We start from the raw sequence: 17,886 nt of genomic DNA, 5'->3' as shown, positions 1-17,886 counted from the left end.
TAAAGAGGCCTGAAATACTCTGACTTTTAGGAGCTAGCTTTTGACGCCCACTCTTAATAGTGCTTTTAGCCAGTTCTGACGTAACTACGAAGCAGTGAGCATTTTTGTTCCAAATCACTTTGAATATCTTATTCATATAAATATTAGTCCGTTAAATTAAGTAATTTCCATCCTGGTGAGTTTTTGGTTCTTTTATTGATTTAATTAATTCTATTTTTTCCGATTATTGCTTATAGGCTCCTTTAAGGTGTTGTTAATTAGAGTTATGGTAGCGATGTGAGCTGCTTTGTGTCAATTAAGGTTTTTTTATGAGTACTGTTCTTTTTGTTTTTTTCTTGTTCGGTTGTCATTATATCCACCCTGGATATTAGATGATTTTTCTTTCTTTTACCTTTTTTATTAACAGGTAATTGTAATCTTCATGTTTTGTTCTTGTTTGTTTTTCTTATTGTCTATCCTGTTTTCATTGAAATTAGTATTTGAGTTTTACTCCCGAAAAAGTGATTGCAGGATTAATGAGGTTATATTGAGGTCTGATAAACACACGGGGTTGCTGGTTTAGTAACCAGAATGAATTTTTTTTGATACAGGGCTTGCCAGCATCCGCAAACAGGGCCATAATAGCGACCTCTCCTCCGGAAGGAAGAGTTAAAAGCTAAAATAATCAAGCAGTTATAAGGTTTTAGCTCATAATTTCAGCAGTAACCCTAAGCGGGAATAGCTCAGTTGGTAGAGCACGACCTTGCCAAGGTCGGGGTCGCGAGTTCGAGTCTCGTTTCCCGCTCCAAATTAAATATCTTCTCAATTTTCTTCTTCAGAATTATCCACAGCTATTAACGCCGTGCGATAGCATTCTACTGTCCAGCACAAAAATGTTTTTAACAGACTTATCCACAGCTTATGTTGTTAAGCTTTGCGCTCTGAAAATCCTGTGTAAAGTGTTTAATCTGTATAACCCATTGTTTTTAATGTTATTGTGAATCTTAAAATTTGTTATGTGGATCGCTTGCGGTTTCTGTGACGGTTGAATGACAACGACTTTTTAATTTTATGCACAGCATGTGGAAAACATTCTGCGTGGTTTACCCACCCTTAATTGTACATTTAAGCATCACGCGGTAACCCCTTTTCAATTACCCTCACCAGCCGTCGCTGCTGGCTGCTTTGTACCTCAATAGCTGATTCAACTCGTCGTGCCAGCTGGCAGCCAATTGCCCAGTCAATATGTTCATCCAGCATACTGTTTTCACCACGCCGCGCTTCCAGCGCCACCAGGTGGCTCTCATCCCATGGCGCATTGCCCAGCGCCACGGCAATATTACGTAGCCAGCGCAGATGGCCAATGCGACGAATAGCGGATCCTTCAGTAATCCGCAGGAATTTCGCTTCATCCCAGGCAAAAAGTTCGGTGAGTGGCGGGGCATGTAAGACTGCACGTGGGCTGAAATCGTCTTCATCAGTAAGCTGCCCGTAACGGTTCCACGGACAAATTAGCTGACAATCGTCACAGCCATAAATCCGGTTGCCGATTAAAGGGCGAAACTCTTCCGGGATAGAGCCTTCCAGTTCAATCGTAAGATAGGAAATGCAGCGACGGGCATCAACGGTATAAGGCTCGACAATGGCCCCCGTTGGGCAGGTAGTGATGCAGGCGACACAGCGCCCGCAATTTTCTTCAACCGGCTGGTCAACAGGCAGCGGCAAATCGATAAGCAGTTCGCCCAGGAAAAACCATGAACCCGCTTCCCGATTGAGGATCAGCGAATGCTTACCTGTCCAGCCTAAACCTGCTTTTGCCGCCAGCGGGCGCTCAAGCAAGGGGGCAGAGTCGACGAAAGGGCGGAACTGGGCATCGCCACAGCGCTCACGGATCATATCGCCAAGCTTTTTCAGTCGATTGCGTAATACTTTGTGGTAATCACGGCCTAGCGCGTAGCGGCTGACATACCCCAGAAGTGGGTTTTTCAGCGTGCTGGCAAATGCGGCTTTAGCGGGGAGATAATTCATCCGCACACTGATCACCCGCAGTGTGCCGGGCAGCAGTTCATGGGGGCGGGCGCGCATCATGCCGTGACGGGCCATCCAGTCCATCTCACCGTGGTATTGTTTATCAAGCCAGGCCTGAAGCCGTGGTTCTTCCAATGTTAAGTCGGTATCACAGATACCCACCTGCTGGAAGCCGAGATCAAGCCCCCACTGTTTAATATCCAGGGCGAGTTGATGGAAATCGAGAGGATGCGACATGAATAACCTGAACCAGCAAAAAGACCGCACCAGTTTACCCTATTCTGTCTGGCCTGTAGAAGCGATAGCCGGACTGGAGCGCGAAGGAGCAGATAGTCAGGGTATCACCCTGTTTGAGTTAATGCTGCGGGCGGGGGAAGCCGCCTTTAGCCTGATACGACAGTTGTGGCCTCAGGCGCAGCACTGGATGATTCTCTGCGGTTACGGCAACAACGGCGGCGATGGTTTTGTCATAGCACGCCTGGCGCAGGCTGCTGGTCTGAAGGTGACGCTGATTGCCGTTGACAGTGACAGGGCATTGCCAGAGGAAGCGAATCAGGCTCGTGAAAACTGGCTGGCTGCCGGTGGGGTGATCCATGATGCTTCCGCCCGCTGGCCTGAAAGTATCGCGCTAATTGTTGATGCGCTGCTTGGTACCGGTTTAAATCGCTCTCCCGATGAGCCATATACCCAACTGATCGAGCAGGCTAATCGTCATTCCGCTCCCGTATTCTCCGTAGATATCCCTTCCGGATTAGTGGCTGCTAACGGTACAGTCCCTGGTGTGGTAATAGATGCTGAACATACTCTGACGTTTATAGCGCTAAAGCCGGGGCTGTTGACGGGCAAAGCGCGTGACCATGTGGGAAAATTGCATTATCACAGCCTGAATCTGGACTTGTGGTTACAAGGCAGGCCGGCACCTATTGCGCGCTATGATGCCAGCCATCTGACCCGATGGCTGCCGCCAAGGCGGGCCACCTCCCATAAAGGGGATCATGGACGTCTGCTGGTGATTGGCGGCGATCACGGTACTGCAGGTGCCATCCGTATGACTGCAGAAGCCGCTTTGCGCAGTGGCTCAGGGCTTGTGCGAGTACTTACTCACATTGAGAATGTTGGGCCATTGCTGACTGCACGACCAGAACTGATGGTGCAAGAGTTAACAACAGAGGCGCTGGATGCTGCCCTAGAATGGGCCGATGTCATTGTTATCGGTCCAGGGCTTGGTCAGGGAAGCTGGGGTAAAAAGGCCTTGAAAAAAGTAGAAAACTCTCAGAAAACGATGCTTTGGGACGCAGATGCGCTTAACCTGCTGGCAATCAGCCCCGATAAACGTCAAAATCGCATTATTACGCCGCACCCTGGCGAGGCCGCAAGGCTGCTTAATGTAAAAGTTAGCGATATTGAAAGTGACCGCTTACTGGCTGTGCGCCGTCTGGCAAAACGTTACGGTGGTGTTGTGGTGCTTAAGGGCGCCGGAACGCTGATTGCTGGCGAGCTGGATGAGCTGGCGATTGCCGATGTGGGCAATGCAGGTATGGCCAGCGGGGGAATGGGAGATGTTTTATCAGGGGTTATCGGCAGTCTGGCAGGGCAAAAGCTCTCTCTGTACGATGCCGCCTGCGCAGGATGCGTAGCGCATGGAGCGGCGGCTGACGCAGTGGCACAACGCCGCGGCACTCGCGGTATGTTAGCCACCGATCTGTTCTCCGAGCTGTATCTGTTTGTCAATCCTGAGATTTCGAATACTAAAGAATGATGACCTGTGTAATTTCATTGCCCGATGAGGCAGCAACTCTCGCACTGGGTGCCAGCCTGGCCCGCGTCTGTAACGGCGCGGCGACCCTCTATCTCTATGGTGACCTGGGTGCAGGTAAAACCACCTTCAGCCGCGGTTTTTTACAGGCACTAGGCCATCAGGGGAATGTAAAAAGCCCCACTTATACTTTGGTTGAGCCCTATATACTGCCCGGCTGCCGGGTTTATCATTTCGATCTGTACCGTTTGTCTGATCCGGAAGAGTTGGAATTTATGGGAATTCGTGATTACTTCGGCCCTGATAGTCTGTGCCTGGTTGAGTGGCCGCAGCAGGGAGCGGGGGTGTTGCCTGAACCAGATTTAGAATTGCACCTCAGCTATCAAGGGCACTCCCGCGAAGCGCTACTCCGTGCCCGCTCATCTGCGGGTGAAGCGATGCTGGAGCGTATGACTGATAAACAGGGTGGAGCATGATGCTGCGATTCAAAGCCTGGTGCCTGCTGGCCCTGTTTTGCTGTTCATTTAGTTCGCTGGCGGCAAATTTATCGGATATCCAAGTTTCTAACGGCAGTAATCAGGCACAGGTCACCCTGAGTTTTGCCGGTCAGCCGGTTTATGCTTTCTTTCCTCTGCATAACCCGGAACGGGTGGTACTGGACATTCGCCAGAGTGGCATTGTGCAGGGCCTGCCGCTCAATTTCAGCGGTGAAAATATTGTAAAGCGTATTCGCTCCAGTACCGCGAAAGATAGCCAGAGTATTCGCCTGGTACTGGAGCTGACTCAGCGGGGTAAAACTCGCGCCGTCACCCAGCGTAACGGCAATAATTACAATGTGGTGTTTACCATTACCGGTACTCAGCCCGCAGCGCAAACTGCCAGCCGCAACGCGCCGGTGAGCAGTGTCTCCAGTTCGCGTCCAGCCAGCCAGCCAGGGAAAAGCCCGTTTAATGCTAACCCGGTTACTGCTGTCAGCAGCGGTAACGAGGTGGCGCGACCGCGCAGCAGCACTGTTAGCAGCAATGATACGGTGATTGTGGCCATCGATGCCGGTCATGGCGGTCAGGATCCCGGCGCGATTGGCGGGGGCGGACTGAAAGAGAAGAATGTGACCATCGCTATTGCGCGCAGGCTGAAAGAGCTGCTCAATGCCGATCCGATGTTTAAAGGTGTGATGACCCGCGACGGCGACTACTTTATCTCCGTAATGGGCCGATCCGATGTTGCGCGTAAGCAGAACGCTAACCTGCTGGTTTCCATTCACGCTGATGCAGCGCCTAACCGCAGCGCCTCCGGGGCGTCGGTATGGGTGCTCTCTAACCGCCGTGCAAATAGTGAAATGGCTGGCTGGCTTGAGCAGCATGAGAAGCAGTCTGAACTGCTGGGTGGTGCAGGCGATCTGCTGGCTAACAGCCAGGCCGACCCTTATCTGAGCCAGGCAGTGCTGGACTTGCAGTTCGGGCATTCGCAGCGTGTGGGTTACGATGTAGCTGTTAAGGTGATCGCGCAGTTGCAACGCGTGGGTGCGCTCCATAAGCGCCGGCCGGAACATGCCAGTCTGGGCGTACTGCGCTCGCCGGATATTCCTTCTCTGCTGGTGGAAACCGGCTTTATCAGTAATCCTTCGGAGGAGCGACTGCTTGGCAGTAGCGCTTACCAGCAGAAGATTGCCGAGTCGATTTATAAAGGCTTACGCAACTACTTCCTGGCGCACCCGCTACAATCGATCCCAAAGGAGGAAAACCGACCGTTGCAAAGCGCAGCGGCGGTTGAGCCAGAGGAGATCCCGGTACCCGCAGCAACGCAATATACCGGGGCGACACAGCGCCATGTAGTCAAACGTGGTGAGACGCTCTCCGGCATTGCTGCCAGTTACGGGGTTAGCATGGAGACGCTTCGCTCGATGAACACCCTGAAAAAGGATGTAGTGTGGGTTGGGCAGCGCCTGAAAGTACCGGCAGGCAGCAAACAGGTTGCTACTGCTGTGGTGAAAACACGCCAGCCAGCCAGACATAAAGTGGTTCGTGGGGATTCGTTAACGGCGATTGCCGCCCATTACGGCGTCAGCCCGCAGGCAATTCAGCAGGCGAATAAGATGAAGTCTCAGAATGTGATGCTGGGGCAGACACTAAAAATTCCGGCATCATAAGAAAGGGCCAATTTTTTGCCATCTTGCCGGGGGGAACTCCCGTCCAGGATGGCGGTGTTGATAACAAGGACAAGCCATGCGCATTCAAGTACTACCACCACAGCTTGCGAACCAGATTGCCGCCGGAGAGGTGGTCGAGCGCCCGGCGTCGGTGGTGAAGGAGCTGGTGGAAAATAGCCTTGATGCGGGTGCCACGCGCATTGATATCGACATTGAAAAAGGCGGCGCAAAGCTGATCCGTATTCGTGATAACGGCTGCGGGATTGATAAAGATGAGCTGGCGATGGCGCTTGCGCGTCACGCAACCAGTAAGATTACCACGCTGGACGATCTGGAAGCGATTATCAGCCTGGGATTTCGCGGTGAGGCGCTGGCAAGTATCAGTTCAGTATCACGTCTGATTCTGACATCCCGAACGGAAACACAGAGTGAAGCCTGGCAGGCTTATGCGGAAGGGCGCGATCAGACGGTCACCGTGAAACCGGCTGCACATCCGGTTGGCACCACACTAGAGGTGCTTGACCTGTTCTACAACACCCCGGCGCGCCGTAAATTTATGCGCACCGAAAAAACCGAATTTACTCATATTGATGAAGTGATCCGGCGCATTGCGCTGGCGCGCTTTGATGTGGCGATCTCGCTTTCCCATAACGGTAAGCTGGTGCGCCAGTATCGCGGCGTTAGCGACAATACCCAACGTGAGCGCCGCGTGGCTGCTATCTGCGGTACGGCGTTTATGACGCATGCCCTGACGATTGAATGGCAGCATGGTGAGCTGAGTTTGCGCGGTTGGGTGGCCGATCCGGTGGGGTCAAAAGCGCTGCCCGAATTACAGTACTGCTACGTTAATGGTCGTATGATGCGCGATCGCTTGATCAATCACGCTATCCGCCAGGCCTACCAGGATAAGCTTGGGGATCAGCATCAGCCTGCCTATGTGCTGTATCTGGAAATCGACCCGCATCAGGTGGATGTAAACGTACACCCGGCAAAACATGAAGTGCGTTTTCATCAGTCGCGTCTGGTTCATGACTTTATTTATCAGGGCGTAGTCAGCGTTTTGCAGGAGAGCGGAGCCGAAACTCTGCCTGAGATGTCGCAGGCACCGGCAGAGCGCTGGCAGCCAGAAAATCGCCCGGCGGCAGGAGGTAATCACTTCTCCGTGCCTGCCCCTGCGGTAACATCTCACTCTGTGCCTGCTGGTAATGGGGGCGGCGGCAGTAGTTGGCAGCGTCAGGAACCGGGCTATCAGAAACGTGAGGGCGCGGTCTATCAGCAGCTATTAAACACTCCGGCCGTGAAGCACAGCGAAGAGCCGCGCCAGATGACACCGGCAAAAAAAGAAGTTCAGCCAGCGCCTTTGCCCGGGCACGTCCATAGCTTTGGTCGCGTATTGACGGTGGTTCAGGAGCAGTATGCGCTGGTCGACGGAGCCGCAGGCGTGGCATTAATGTCGCTGGCGGTGGCCGAACGCTGGCTAAAGCAGATGCAACTGGAACCTGGTGAGGAAGGATTAAAGCCGCAGCCATTATTGATTCCGATCCGGCTGAAACTGGAAAAAACAGAGAGTGAAGCTGGAAAACGCCATGGCGCATTATTGAGTCAGATGGGCATTGACCTGCTATTTGATGCTCATCATGTGATGCTGCGAGCCGTACCTTTACCATTACGCCAACAAAATTTACAAAACTTGATTCCAGAAATGTTAGGGTATTTAGCCCGGCAGCAGGATGTTTCAGCCAGCCAGACGGCGCAGTGGTTAGCGCGTCAGTCGGTTTCTGAGCATCAGCACTGGAATCACTCGCAGGCGATTACCTTGCTGGCAGAAGTTGAAAGGCTTTGCCCGCAGTTAGTGAAATCGCCACCTTCTGGACTACTGCAATACATCGATATTGAAACGGCGATGAACGCCCTGAAGCATGAGTGAACAATCCACGGCTGGCCTGCCTAAGGCAATATTTTTGATGGGACCGACGGCCTCCGGGAAAACCGCGCTGGCAATAGCATTGCGCCAGGCGTTACCTGTAGAGCTAATTAGTGTTGATTCAGCGCTGATCTACCGCGGGATGGATATTGGAACCGCCAAACCATCCGCAGAAGAACTGGCGCTTGCGCCCCATCGTTTGCTGGACATCCGCGATCCGTCTGAGGCCTATTCGGCCGCAGAGTTCCGGCGTGATGCGCTGGCTGAAATGGCGGAAATTACCCGGCGGGGTAATATTCCGTTGCTTGTTGGTGGCACCATGCTTTATTACAAGGCGTTACTTGAAGGATTATCGCCGTTGCCCTCGGCCGATCCAGAGGTACGTCAGCGTATAGAGCAGATGGCGAGCGAAGAAGGATGGGAAGCCCTTCACCGCCAGTTATGTGATGTAGATCCCGTTGCTGGACGTCGTATTCATCCGAATGATCCCCAGAGACTCTCGCGAGCACTGGAAGTTTTTTTTATTTCGGGTAAAACTTTAACGGAACTGACAAAAACGTCGGGCGATCCACTGCCGTATGATGTTTACCAGTTTGCTATCGCTCCGGCGAGCCGCGAACTGATTCATCAGCGTATTGAGCAGCGCTATCACCAGATGCTGGCGTCAGGATTTGAAGCGGAGGCTCGGGCGCTCTTTGCACGAGGTGATTTGCATACGGATATGCCTTCCATTCGTTGTGTCGGTTATCGCCAGATGTGGTCATTTTTATCCGGTGAAATTGATTACGATGACATGGTTTATCGGGGAATTTGCGCAACCCGGCAGTTGGCTAAACGACAGATGACCTGGTTACGTGGCTGGAAGGACGTTCACTGGCTTGATAGCGAACGCCCTGATGATGCCTACTCTACGGTGTTACAGGTTCTTAGTGCGAAGCCTGGGTGATTGTGTACAATTGGTGGGTTATCTTGCGCAAATTTTTTACGTCGTATTTCGAACCCTATGGTTCTTAAGTTACAAACAACAAGCATATAAGGAAAAGATAGAATGGCTAAGGGGCAATCATTGCAAGATCCGTTCTTGAACGCACTGCGTCGCGAACGTGTTCCGGTTTCGATTTATTTGGTAAATGGTATCAAACTACAGGGCCAGATCGAGTCGTTTGATCAATTTGTTATTCTTTTAAAAAACACGGTTAGCCAGATGGTGTATAAGCACGCGATCTCTACCGTTGTTCCGTCCCGTCCGGTCTCCCATCACAGTAACAATGCGGGTGGCGGAAGCAGCAACTATCACCATAGCGGAAGTAACCAGGGGGCCTCTTCTCAGCAGCCTCAGCAAGACAGTGACGACGCTGAGTAATTAGCGTGGCTGTCCCTCCAAGACGGGGAGTCTGGTGATCTTAGTTCCCCGTCCTGGCAAAATGCCCAGTCATGGCAACAAATATATCGCCTGGCTTCCTTATTGCGTCTTAGACATTAAGTGAATCCATGCAAAAAACGCCGTTTAGTGAGCTGAACGCGCATTTTGAATCTGGTTTTGACGCAGTATGGCCAACGCGCAGCAGGTTTAACAAAGTATCGAGAGGTTTTAAGTTTGTTTGACCGTTATGATGCCGGAGAGCAGGCCGTACTGGTGCACATCTATTTCTCGCAAGAAAGAGATACAGAAGATCTACAGGAGTTTGAAACTCTGGTGTCTTCTGCTGGCGTTGAGGCGCTGCGTGTCGTTACTGGTAGCCGCAAAGCACCACACCCTAAATATTTCGTTGGTGAAGGAAAGGCTGTTGAAATTGCCGAAGCGGTAAAAGAGAGCGGTGCCTCCGTGGTGCTGTTCGATCACGCCCTGAGTCCGGCACAGGAGCGCAACCTTGAAGCGCTGTGTGAATGTCGGGTTATTGACCGCACCGGACTGATCCTGGATATCTTCGCCCAACGCGCCCGTACCCATGAAGGTAAACTGCAGGTTGAGCTGGCGCAGCTTCGTCACCTTGCCACGCGACTGGTTCGCGGCTGGACGCACCTTGAGCGCCAGAAAGGCGGTATCGGCCTGCGTGGCCCGGGTGAAACCCAGTTAGAAACCGACCGCCGTTTACTGCGTAATCGTATTACCCTGATTCTTTCCCGCCTTGAGCGCGTCTCGAAACAGCGCGAGCAGGGCAGGCAGGCTCGCAACAAGGCCGATGTCCCTACCGTGTCACTGGTGGGATATACCAACGCCGGTAAGTCCACATTATTTAACTGCCTGACCACCTCTGAGGTGTATGTGGCCGATCAGCTGTTCGCCACCCTTGACCCGACCCTGCGTCGTGTTGACGTGGTAGACGTGGGGGAAGTGGTGCTGGCGGATACCGTAGGCTTTATTCGTCATTTGCCCCATGACCTGGTGGCGGCGTTTAAAGCCACGCTACAGGAAACCCGTGAGGCGACGCTGTTGCTGCACGTGATTGATGCCGCAGATGCCCGGCTTGATGAAAACATCGAAGCGGTCAATGTGGTGTTGGAAGAAATTGAATCCGATAAAATCCCCAGCCTGCTGGTGATGAATAAGATTGATATGCTGGAAGATTTTGTTCCGCGTATCGATCGTGATGAAGAGAACCTGCCTGTTCGTGTCTGGCTTTCAGCCCAGACCGGAGAAGGGGTTCCGCTGCTGTTCCAGGCGCTTACTGAACGTCTGGCCGGTGAAATCGCGCAGTATGATTTACGCCTGCCGCCAGCAGCAGGGCGGCTACGCAGCCGCTTTTACCAGCTGCATGCGATAGAGAAAGAGTGGAATGAAGATGATGGTAGCGTAGGGTTACAAATACGTATGCCGATTGTTGACTGGCGTCGACTGTGTAAACAGGAACCGACCCTGGTCGATTATATAGTTGCCTGACACGTGTATCCCGGCCTGGGATACCACCGCACACACAATTAATGGAGTATAAACATGGCGTGGAATCAGCCCGGGAATAACGGACAGGACCGCGACCCGTGGGGAAGCAGCAATAATCAAGGCGGCAACTCTGGGGGAAATAAAGGAGGGCGTGATAAAGGGCCCCCTGATTTAGATGATATCTTCCGTAAACTGAGCAATAAGCTTGGTGGCCTGGGCGGTGGTAAAAAAGGCGGTGACGGTACAGGAAACGGCAGCAGCCAGCGTAAGCCAGGCAATGCCGGGCGTCTGGTTGGTATCGTAGCTGTTGCAGCGGTAGTTATCTGGGCTGCGAGCGGCTTCTATACCATCAAAGAAGCTGAACGCGGTGTAGTTACCCGCTTCGGGAAATTCAGCCATCTGGTAGAGCCGGGCCTGAACTGGAAACCGACTTTCGTTGATCAGGTTCGCGCAGTGAACGTGGAGTCGGTACGCGAGCTGTCGGCTTCCGGCACCATGCTGACCTCTGATGAAAACGTTGTGCGCGTTGAAATGAACGTGCAGTACCGTGTAACGAATCCAGAACGCTATCTGTTCTCCGTCACCAGTGCGGATGACAGTCTGCGTCAGGCAACCGACAGCGCCCTGCGCGGTGTTATCGGGCGCTCCACCATGGATCGTATTTTGACCGAAGGCCGTACCGTGGTGCGTAGCGAAACACAGCGTGAGCTGGAAGAAACTATTCGTCCATACGATATGGGGATCACCCTGCTGGACGTTAACTTCCAGACGGCGCGCCCACCGGAAGATGTTAAAGCGTCCTTCGATGATGCGATTGCCGCACGTGAAAACCGCGAGCAGGCGGTACGTGAAGCAGAAGCTTATGCTAATGACAAGCTGCCACGTGCCCGTGGTGATGCGCAGGGAATTCTGGAAAAGGCTCGTGCCTACAAATCTCGCGTAACACTGGAAGCACAGGGTGAAGTGGATAGCTTTGCGCGTATTCTTCCGGAATACAAAGCAGCGCCACAGATTACCCGTGAGCGTCTGTATATCGAAACCATGGAGCGCGTGCTGGGTCATACCCGCAAAGTGCTGGTTAATGATAAAGGTAGCAACCTGATGGTATTGCCACTGGATCAGCTAATGCGTGGTCAGGGTGGTGCATCTGCCAACGGTCAGGACGGTAGCGGTGGTTTGCTGCGTCTGCCACCGGCATCAGGCAGTAACGAGCGCGTCAGCGGCAGTTCGTCGTTCAGTCCGGACGATATTATGGATCAACGCCGGGTGAATGCTCAACGTAACAATGCCCAGCGCGAAGGGAGAGAATAAGCGATGCGTAAGCCATTAATCGTAGTATTGATTGTTGTGCTGGTGGTGCTGTACGCGTCACTGTTTGTTGTGCAGGAAGGCCAGCGCGGCATTGTGATGCGCTTCGGCAAAGTTCTGCGCGATTCTGATAATAAACCGCTGGTTTATGCACCAGGTCTGCACTTCAAGATTCCTTTCCTGGAATCAGTGAAGTCACTTGATGCACGTATCCAGACGATGGACAACCAGGCTGACCGCTTCGTCACTAAAGAGAAGAAAGACCTGATTGTTGATTCCTATATCAAATGGCGCGTGAGCGACTTCAGCCGTTACTACCTCGCCACCGGCGGTGGTGATGTTTCTCAGGCAGAAGTGCTGCTGAAACGTAAATTTAGTGACCGTCTGCGTTCTGAGATTGGCCGTCTGGATGTGAAAGATATCGTCACCGATTCCCGTGGCCGTCTTACCACTGACGTTCGCGATGCGCTGAACACCGGCAGTGCTGGTCAGGATGATGAAGTTGCTACACCAGCTGCTGATGATGCTATTGCTTCCGTCGCGAAACGCGTTGAAAGCGAGACCAACAGCAACGAACCGGCGATCAACCCGAACAGTATGGCGGCGTTGGGTATCCATGTTGTTGATGTGCGTATCAAGCAGATTAACCTGCCAACTGAAGTCTCTGATGCGATCTACGCACGTATGCGCGCAGAGCGTGAATCTGTTGCTCGAAGCCAGCGTGCTCAGGGTGCAGAGGAAGCAGCAAAGGTGAGAGCTCAGGCAGACTACGAAGTTGAACGTACGCTGGCCGAAGCCCGCCGTCAGGCGCTGATTACTCAGGGTGAAGGTGATGCGGAAGTGGCGAAACTGTTTGCTGATTCCTTCAGTCAGGATCCAGACTTCTATGCCTTTATCCGTAGCCTGCGTGCCTACGAAAACAGCTTCAATAGCAACCAGGATGTAATGGTGCTGAGTCCGGATAGTGATTTCTTCCGCTTTATGAAGAGTCCTTCCACCACCACCCGCTAATCATCTAATATCGCATTATAAGGGCCGGATTTTCCGGCCCTTTTTTTATGTTTCTTTTAATAGCAAAGACGGTGAGTGAACAACATGAATGCGACAGTGTGGATGGCGCTGGGGTTAGTGCTGGTATTTGAAGGGTTAGGCCCGATGCTGTATCCGCGTATCTGGCGGCGGATGATAATTGCCATGGCACACATGCCCGATGGCCTGCTGCGAAGAGTTGGGGGTGGGCTGGTGGTGGCAGGCTCGGTGATTTACTACATGCTTAATCGCGGAAACGGTGGTTAAGAGTATCGCGAAGTGCTGTCACAGCGGCACAAAGTGCTAACTGGCAAAAAACTATGCAATCGTATGCTTAAATTGCTGAAAGAGGCAAATGACGATGGTAGAATCCTTTTTTAAGCAATCTGGTGATTTAAAAAAATGGGTAAGAACGTCGTCGTACTGGGCACCCAATGGGGTGACGAAGGTAAAGGTAAGATAGTTGACCTCCTGACCGAACGCGCTAAATATGTAGTGCGCTACCAGGGAGGCCATAACGCTGGCCATACGCTAGTCATCAACGGTGAAAAAACCGTCCTCCACTTAATTCCGTCTGGCATCCTGCGTGAGAACGTGACCAGCATCATCGGCAACGGTGTTGTGCTGTCTCCGGCTGCGCTGATGAAAGAGATGAAAGGTTTGGAAGATCGCGGTTTCCCGGTGCGTGAGCGTCTGTTCATTTCTGAAGCCTGCCCGCTGATCCTTGAGTATCATGTGGCGCTGGACGTAGCGCGCGAAAAAGCGCGTGGCGCAAAAGCTATCGGCACCACTGGTCGCGGTATCGGCCCGGCGTATGAAGATAAAGTAGCCCGTCGTGGTCTGCGCGTAGGCGATCTGTTCAACAAAGAGACCTTTGCCGAGAAGCTGAAAGAAGTGATGGAGTACCATAACTTCCAGCTGGTGAACTACTACAAAGTTGAAGCAGTAGATTACGATAAAGTGCTGGCGGATACTCTGGCAATTGCCGATATCCTGACTGGCATGGTGGTTGACGTTTCCGAACTGCTGGACGGCGCACGTAAGCGTGGCGACCTGATCATGTTCGAAGGCGCGCAGGGTACACTGCTGGATATCGACCACGGTACCTATCCGTATGTGACCTCGTCTAACACCACTGCTGGTGGCGTTGCAACGGGTTCAGGTATTGGCCCTCGTTACGTTGATTACGTACTGGGTATCGTGAAAGCTTACTCCACTCGCGTGGGTGCGGGTCCATTCCCGACTGAGCTTTTCGATGAGACCGGTGAGTTCCTGTGCAAGCAGGGTAACGAGTTCGGTGCTACTACTGGCCGTCGTCGTCGTACCGGCTGGCTTGATGCGGTTGCCGTGCGCCGTGCGGTTCAGATTAACTCTCTCTCTGGCTTCTGCATGACCAAACTGGACGTGCTGGATGGCCTGAAAGAAGTAAAAATCTGTGTTGCTTACCGTATGCCAGATGGCCGTGAAATGACCACCACCCCTCTGGCAGCGGAAGGTTGGGAAGGCATTGAACCAATCTACGAAACGATGCCAGGCTGGTCTGAGACCACTTTTGGTGTGAAAACGCTGGAAGGCCTGCCGCAGGCAGCGCGCAACTACATTAAGCGCGTTGAAGACGTGACCGGAGTGCCGATTGATATTATTTCTACCGGCCCGGATCGTAGTGAAACCATGATTCTGCGCGACCCGTTTGACGCATAATTCAGTTTCAGGCCGGGCATTGCCCGGCCAGTTTTTATTCAGTACCGGTTTCCTGCCGTTCTCTTCTGCCGTTCTCACCTTAAATAAAATGGCCCGGCTAGCTGTGGCTGGTTTATTATCATTGTTAACAATACAAATTCTTGAGCGGATCACAACTTCACCTGCGGTTGTATCTCTGGGGTTACCGTGCAGCTAACCAGTTTTACCGATTACGGCTTACGTGCACTGATCTATCTTGCTTCGCTACCTGCGGGCCAGATGACCAGTATCAGCGAAGTAACTGACACCTACGGTGTGTCACGTAATCATATGGTCAAAATAATCAATCACCTTAGTCGGGCCGGATACATTGCCGCAGTGCGCGGTAAGAATGGCGGAATTCGCCTGGGTAAGCCTGCCGAAGATATTGTGATTGGTCAGGTGGTACGCGCGCTGGAACCACTACAGTTGGTGAACTGCCACAGTGACTTTTGTCACATCACCTCAGCCTGCCGCCTGAAAAAAGCGCTGCATGATGCCGTGCAGAGTTTTCTGCGCGAGCTTGATCAATACACCCTGGCCGACCTGGTTGAAAATAACAATCCGCTCTACCAAATTTTGCTCAGTGAACGACCTTCACTAAGCAGCTGACAACGGAGGAACCTCGATGTCACACGATCCCTTTCAGGAACGCGAAGCTGAAAAATACGAAAACCCTATTCCCAGCCGCGAATTCATTCTTGCTCATCTGGACAAACGCGAAAAACCTGCCAGCCGTGAAGAGCTGGCAGAAGAGTTAGCGATTAGCGGAGAAGAACAAACCGAAGCCCTGCGCCGCCGCCTGCGCGCCATGGAGCGTGACGGTCAGCTGGTCTTTACCCGCCGTCAGTGCTACGCGCTGCCGGAACGTCTTGACCTGTTAAAAGGCAAAGTTATCGGTCACCGCGATGGCTTCGGCTTCTTACGCATCGAAGGGAGTAAAGACGATCTTTATCTCTCTGCCGAACAGATGAAAATGTGCATGCACGGGGACATGATCCTCGCGCAGGCAATGGGCGCTGACCGTAAAGGTCGTCGCGAAGCGCGCGTAGTGCGCGTAGTTGAACCACGTAACAGCCAGATTGTTGGCCGTTACTTTACCGATTCTGGCGTTGGCTTCGTAGTGCCGGACGACAGCCGTCTGAGCTTTGACATCCTGATCCCGGCTGAAGAGCTGATGGGTGCGCGCATGGGCTATGTGGTAGTGGTGGAGCTGACTCAGCGCCCAACCCGCCGCAGCAAAGCCGTCGGTAAAATCGTTGAAGTGCTGGGTGACAACATGGGCACCAGCATGGCCGTAGATATGGCGCTGCGCACTCATGATATTCCACATGAATGGCCGGAAGCGCTGGAAAAACAGATTGCCGATCTGAAAGAAGAAGTGCCGGAAGAAGCCAAGCGTGGCCGCGTAGATCTGCGCGATTTGCCGCTGGTCACCATCGATGGTGAAGATGCCCGTGACTTTGATGATGCGGTATTCTGTGAACGTAAACGCGGCGGCGGCTGGCGCCTGTGGGTAGCCATTGCCGACGTAAGCTACTACGTGCGCCCGGGCACCCCGCTGGACGATGAAGCGGTTAACCGTGGTACCTCGGTTTACTTCCCGTCTCAGGTCGTGCCAATGCTGCCGGAAGTGCTGTCTAACGGCCTGTGTTCACTGAACCCGGAAGTTGACCGCCTGTGCATGGTGTGCGAGATGACTATCTCCTCCACCGGTAAGCTGACCGGCTACAAGCACTACGAAGCGGTGATGAACTCCTTCGCCCGCCTGACCTATAACAAAGTGTGGAACATTCTCCAGGGCCATCAGGAACTGCGTCAGCAGTATGAACCGCTGGTGAAAGACCTGGAAGAGTTGCACCGCATGTACCTGGCGCTGGAAAAAGCTCGTGAGCAGCGCGGCGGTATCTCGTTTGAAACCGATGAAGCGAAATTCATCTTCAATGCCGATCGCCGCATTGAGCGCGTTGAGCAGGTTTCCCGTAACGATGCGCACAAGCTGATTGAAGAGTGCATGATCCTCGCGAACATCGCCTCAGCGCGTTACGTTGAGAAAAATAACGAACCTGCGCTGTTCCGTGACCACGACCGTCCGGGCGATGAAAGCATCAAAAGCTTCCGTTCCGTGCTGAATGAGCTGGGGCTGACGCTGCCGGGCGGCGATAAACCGCAGCCGGTAGACTACTCCGCGCTGCTGAATCAGATTGCCGGTCGTCAGGATCACGAAATGCTGCAAACCATGCTGCTGCGTTCGATGAAGCAGGCGGTCTATGACCCGGAAAACCGTGGCCACTTCGGCCTGGCGCTGGCGTCTTATGCGCACTTTACGTCGCCAATTCGTCGTTATCCTGACCTGTTATTGCACCGCGCCATCAAGTATTTGCTGGCGAAAGAAGCGGGCACCTTGCAGGGCAATACCACACCGACCGGTGGCTACCACTACGAGATGCAGCAGATGCTGCAACTTGGCCAGCACTGTTCGATGACCGAGCGCCGTGCGGATGAAGCCACTCGCGATGTTGCCGACTGGCTGAAATGTGACTTTATGCAGGATCAGGTGGGGGAAACCTTTACCGGGGTGATCTCCAGCGTTACCGGCTTTGGTTTCTTTGTGCGCCTGACTGATCTGTTTATCGACGGCCTGGTTCACGTCTCCACCCTGGATAATGACTACTACCGCTTTGACGCCGTCGGGCAGCGCCTGATTGGTGAATCCGGTGGCCGTACTTATCGTCTCGGTGACACGGTGGAAGTGCGTGTCGATGCGGTGCATATGGACGAACGTAAGATCGACTTTGCGTTGGTTTCCAGCAGCCGCAAGCCACGTGGCGAAGGCAAAACCGAACGTGAACGCGAAAAGCGTGCTGCACCGAAGAACAGCGGCAGCCGCCGCCGTGCACCGCGTAAAGGAGCAAACTTTGAACCGGACAGCGCATTCCGTCCGGCAAAAACAGCAGACGGCGCTCCGGCCGCTGCCAAAGAGAAAAAACCGCGCAAACCGTCGGATAAAACCCGTAAAATCGCCTCGGCCACCCGCGCGAAGCGTGCGAAGAAAACTGACGACGCATAACAGCCTCCGGGTGACGCTTGCGTCACCCGGGGCGTAAATTACG

The 17,886-nt window shown here is 53.1% G+C and carries 14 protein-coding genes, 1 tRNA gene and 1 pseudogene; 14 read left to right on the top strand and 2 right to left on the bottom strand.

The window, feature by feature from the left end; translation table 11 throughout:
* Window positions 1-43 precede the first annotated feature (43 nt).
* Window positions 44-136: pseudogene (locus tag GN242_RS21955) on the bottom strand (ESPR domain-containing protein); the annotation flags it as partial.
* Between the two features lie 575 nt (window positions 137-711).
* Between GN242_RS21955 and GN242_RS18775 the strand changes: the two are divergent.
* Window positions 712-787: transfer RNA gene (locus GN242_RS18775), tRNA-Gly, on the top strand.
* A 317-nt stretch (window positions 788-1,104) separates the two neighbouring features.
* Here GN242_RS18775 and queG read toward each other — a convergent pair.
* The gene (gene queG / locus GN242_RS18770) at window positions 1,105-2,244 is read right to left on the bottom strand and encodes a tRNA epoxyqueuosine(34) reductase QueG (protein WP_154752862.1); all 1,140 of its coding nucleotides are present in this window, start codon (window positions 2,242-2,244) and stop codon (window positions 1,105-1,107) included.
* Here queG and nnr point away from each other — a divergent pair.
* The 13 genes from nnr to rnr all read left to right on the top strand — a co-directional run bounded on the left by nnr (window position 2,243) and on the right by rnr (window position 17,843).
* The gene (nnr, locus tag GN242_RS18765; RefSeq protein WP_154752861.1) at window positions 2,243-3,766 is read left to right on the top strand and encodes a bifunctional ADP-dependent NAD(P)H-hydrate dehydratase/NAD(P)H-hydrate epimerase; all 1,524 of its coding nucleotides are present in this window, start codon (window positions 2,243-2,245) and stop codon (window positions 3,764-3,766) included. The two genes, queG and nnr, sit on opposite strands and share 2 nt — an antisense overlap.
* Entirely contained in the window at window positions 3,763-4,239 is a 477-nt protein-coding gene (tsaE, locus tag GN242_RS18760) for a tRNA (adenosine(37)-N6)-threonylcarbamoyltransferase complex ATPase subunit type 1 TsaE (protein ID WP_156288008.1), read from the top strand. Before nnr ends, tsaE begins: the two co-directional genes overlap by 4 nt.
* Window positions 4,236-5,912, top strand: a complete 1,677-nt coding sequence (amiB, locus tag GN242_RS18755) for an N-acetylmuramoyl-L-alanine amidase AmiB (protein ID WP_156288007.1) — start codon at window positions 4,236-4,238, stop codon at window positions 5,910-5,912. The genes tsaE and amiB overlap by 4 nt, the downstream gene beginning before the upstream one ends.
* Window positions 5,913-5,988: 76 nt before the next feature.
* Window positions 5,989-7,839 carry a DNA mismatch repair endonuclease MutL gene (mutL, locus tag GN242_RS18750; RefSeq protein ID WP_154752858.1) on the top strand — a complete coding sequence of 617 codons (1,851 nt, stop codon included), beginning with the start codon at window positions 5,989-5,991 and terminating at the stop codon, window positions 7,837-7,839.
* Complete coding sequence (gene miaA, locus GN242_RS18745; protein WP_154752857.1) at window positions 7,832-8,782, top strand: tRNA (adenosine(37)-N6)-dimethylallyltransferase MiaA; 951 nt, start codon at window positions 7,832-7,834, stop codon at window positions 8,780-8,782. Before mutL ends, miaA begins: the two co-directional genes overlap by 8 nt.
* A 102-nt stretch (window positions 8,783-8,884) precedes the next feature.
* Window positions 8,885-9,199: an RNA chaperone Hfq gene (gene hfq, locus GN242_RS18740; protein WP_154752856.1), complete on the top strand. Its 315-nt coding sequence runs from the start codon at window positions 8,885-8,887 to the stop codon at window positions 9,197-9,199.
* A 234-nt stretch (window positions 9,200-9,433) separates the two neighbouring features.
* Entirely contained in the window at window positions 9,434-10,717 is a 1,284-nt protein-coding gene (gene hflX, locus GN242_RS18735) for a ribosome rescue GTPase HflX (protein WP_154752855.1), read from the top strand.
* Window positions 10,718-10,771: 54 nt separating this feature from the next.
* Window positions 10,772-12,028 carry an FtsH protease activity modulator HflK gene (gene hflK / locus GN242_RS18730; RefSeq protein ID WP_154752854.1) on the top strand — a complete coding sequence of 419 codons (1,257 nt, stop codon included), beginning with the start codon at window positions 10,772-10,774 and terminating at the stop codon, window positions 12,026-12,028.
* 3 nt (window positions 12,029-12,031) lie between these two features.
* The gene (hflC, locus tag GN242_RS18725; RefSeq protein WP_154752853.1) at window positions 12,032-13,036 is read left to right on the top strand and encodes a protease modulator HflC; all 1,005 of its coding nucleotides are present in this window, start codon (window positions 12,032-12,034) and stop codon (window positions 13,034-13,036) included.
* An 84-nt stretch (window positions 13,037-13,120) separates the two neighbouring features.
* Window positions 13,121-13,321 (top strand): DUF2065 domain-containing protein, encoded by a 201-nt coding sequence (locus tag GN242_RS18720; protein ID WP_154752852.1) that lies wholly within the window; start codon window positions 13,121-13,123, stop codon window positions 13,319-13,321.
* A gap of 135 nt (window positions 13,322-13,456) precedes the next feature.
* Entirely contained in the window at window positions 13,457-14,755 is a 1,299-nt protein-coding gene (locus tag GN242_RS18715; protein WP_154752851.1) for an adenylosuccinate synthase, read from the top strand.
* Between the two features lie 186 nt (window positions 14,756-14,941).
* Window positions 14,942-15,385, top strand: coding sequence for a nitric oxide-sensing transcriptional repressor NsrR (gene nsrR / locus GN242_RS18710; RefSeq protein ID WP_156288006.1), 444 nt, complete (start codon window positions 14,942-14,944; stop codon window positions 15,383-15,385).
* A gap of 16 nt (window positions 15,386-15,401) precedes the next feature.
* Complete coding sequence (gene rnr / locus GN242_RS18705) at window positions 15,402-17,843, top strand: ribonuclease R (RefSeq protein WP_154752850.1); 2,442 nt, start codon at window positions 15,402-15,404, stop codon at window positions 17,841-17,843.
* Window positions 17,844-17,886: the final 43 nt, after the last annotated feature.

It is taken from the genome of Erwinia sorbitola, assembly GCF_009738185.1.
Taxonomy (GTDB): Bacteria; Pseudomonadota; Gammaproteobacteria; order Enterobacterales; family Enterobacteriaceae; genus Erwinia; species Erwinia sorbitola.
The sequence above is the reverse complement of the archived record's forward strand: the minus strand, read 5'-3'. Positions and strand labels throughout refer to the sequence as shown.

Coding starts and splice junctions, on each gene's coding strand:
- nnr (WP_154752861.1), top strand. CDS start 2,243: ATGAATAACCTGAACCAGCAAAAAGACCGCACCAGTTTACCCTATTCT.
- queG (WP_154752862.1), bottom strand. CDS start 2,244: ATGTCGCATCCTCTCGATTTCCATCAACTCGCCCTGGATATTAAACAG.
- tsaE (WP_156288008.1), top strand. CDS start 3,763: ATGATGACCTGTGTAATTTCATTGCCCGATGAGGCAGCAACTCTCGCA.
- amiB (WP_156288007.1), top strand. CDS start 4,236: ATGATGCTGCGATTCAAAGCCTGGTGCCTGCTGGCCCTGTTTTGCTGT.
- mutL (WP_154752858.1), top strand. CDS start 5,989: ATGCGCATTCAAGTACTACCACCACAGCTTGCGAACCAGATTGCCGCC.
- miaA (WP_154752857.1), top strand. CDS start 7,832: ATGAGTGAACAATCCACGGCTGGCCTGCCTAAGGCAATATTTTTGATG.
- hfq (WP_154752856.1), top strand. CDS start 8,885: ATGGCTAAGGGGCAATCATTGCAAGATCCGTTCTTGAACGCACTGCGT.
- hflK (WP_154752854.1), top strand. CDS start 10,772: ATGGCGTGGAATCAGCCCGGGAATAACGGACAGGACCGCGACCCGTGG.
- hflC (WP_154752853.1), top strand. CDS start 12,032: ATGCGTAAGCCATTAATCGTAGTATTGATTGTTGTGCTGGTGGTGCTG.
- GN242_RS18720 (WP_154752852.1), top strand. CDS start 13,121: ATGAATGCGACAGTGTGGATGGCGCTGGGGTTAGTGCTGGTATTTGAA.
- GN242_RS18715 (WP_154752851.1), top strand. CDS start 13,457: ATGGGTAAGAACGTCGTCGTACTGGGCACCCAATGGGGTGACGAAGGT.
- rnr (WP_154752850.1), top strand. CDS start 15,402: ATGTCACACGATCCCTTTCAGGAACGCGAAGCTGAAAAATACGAAAAC.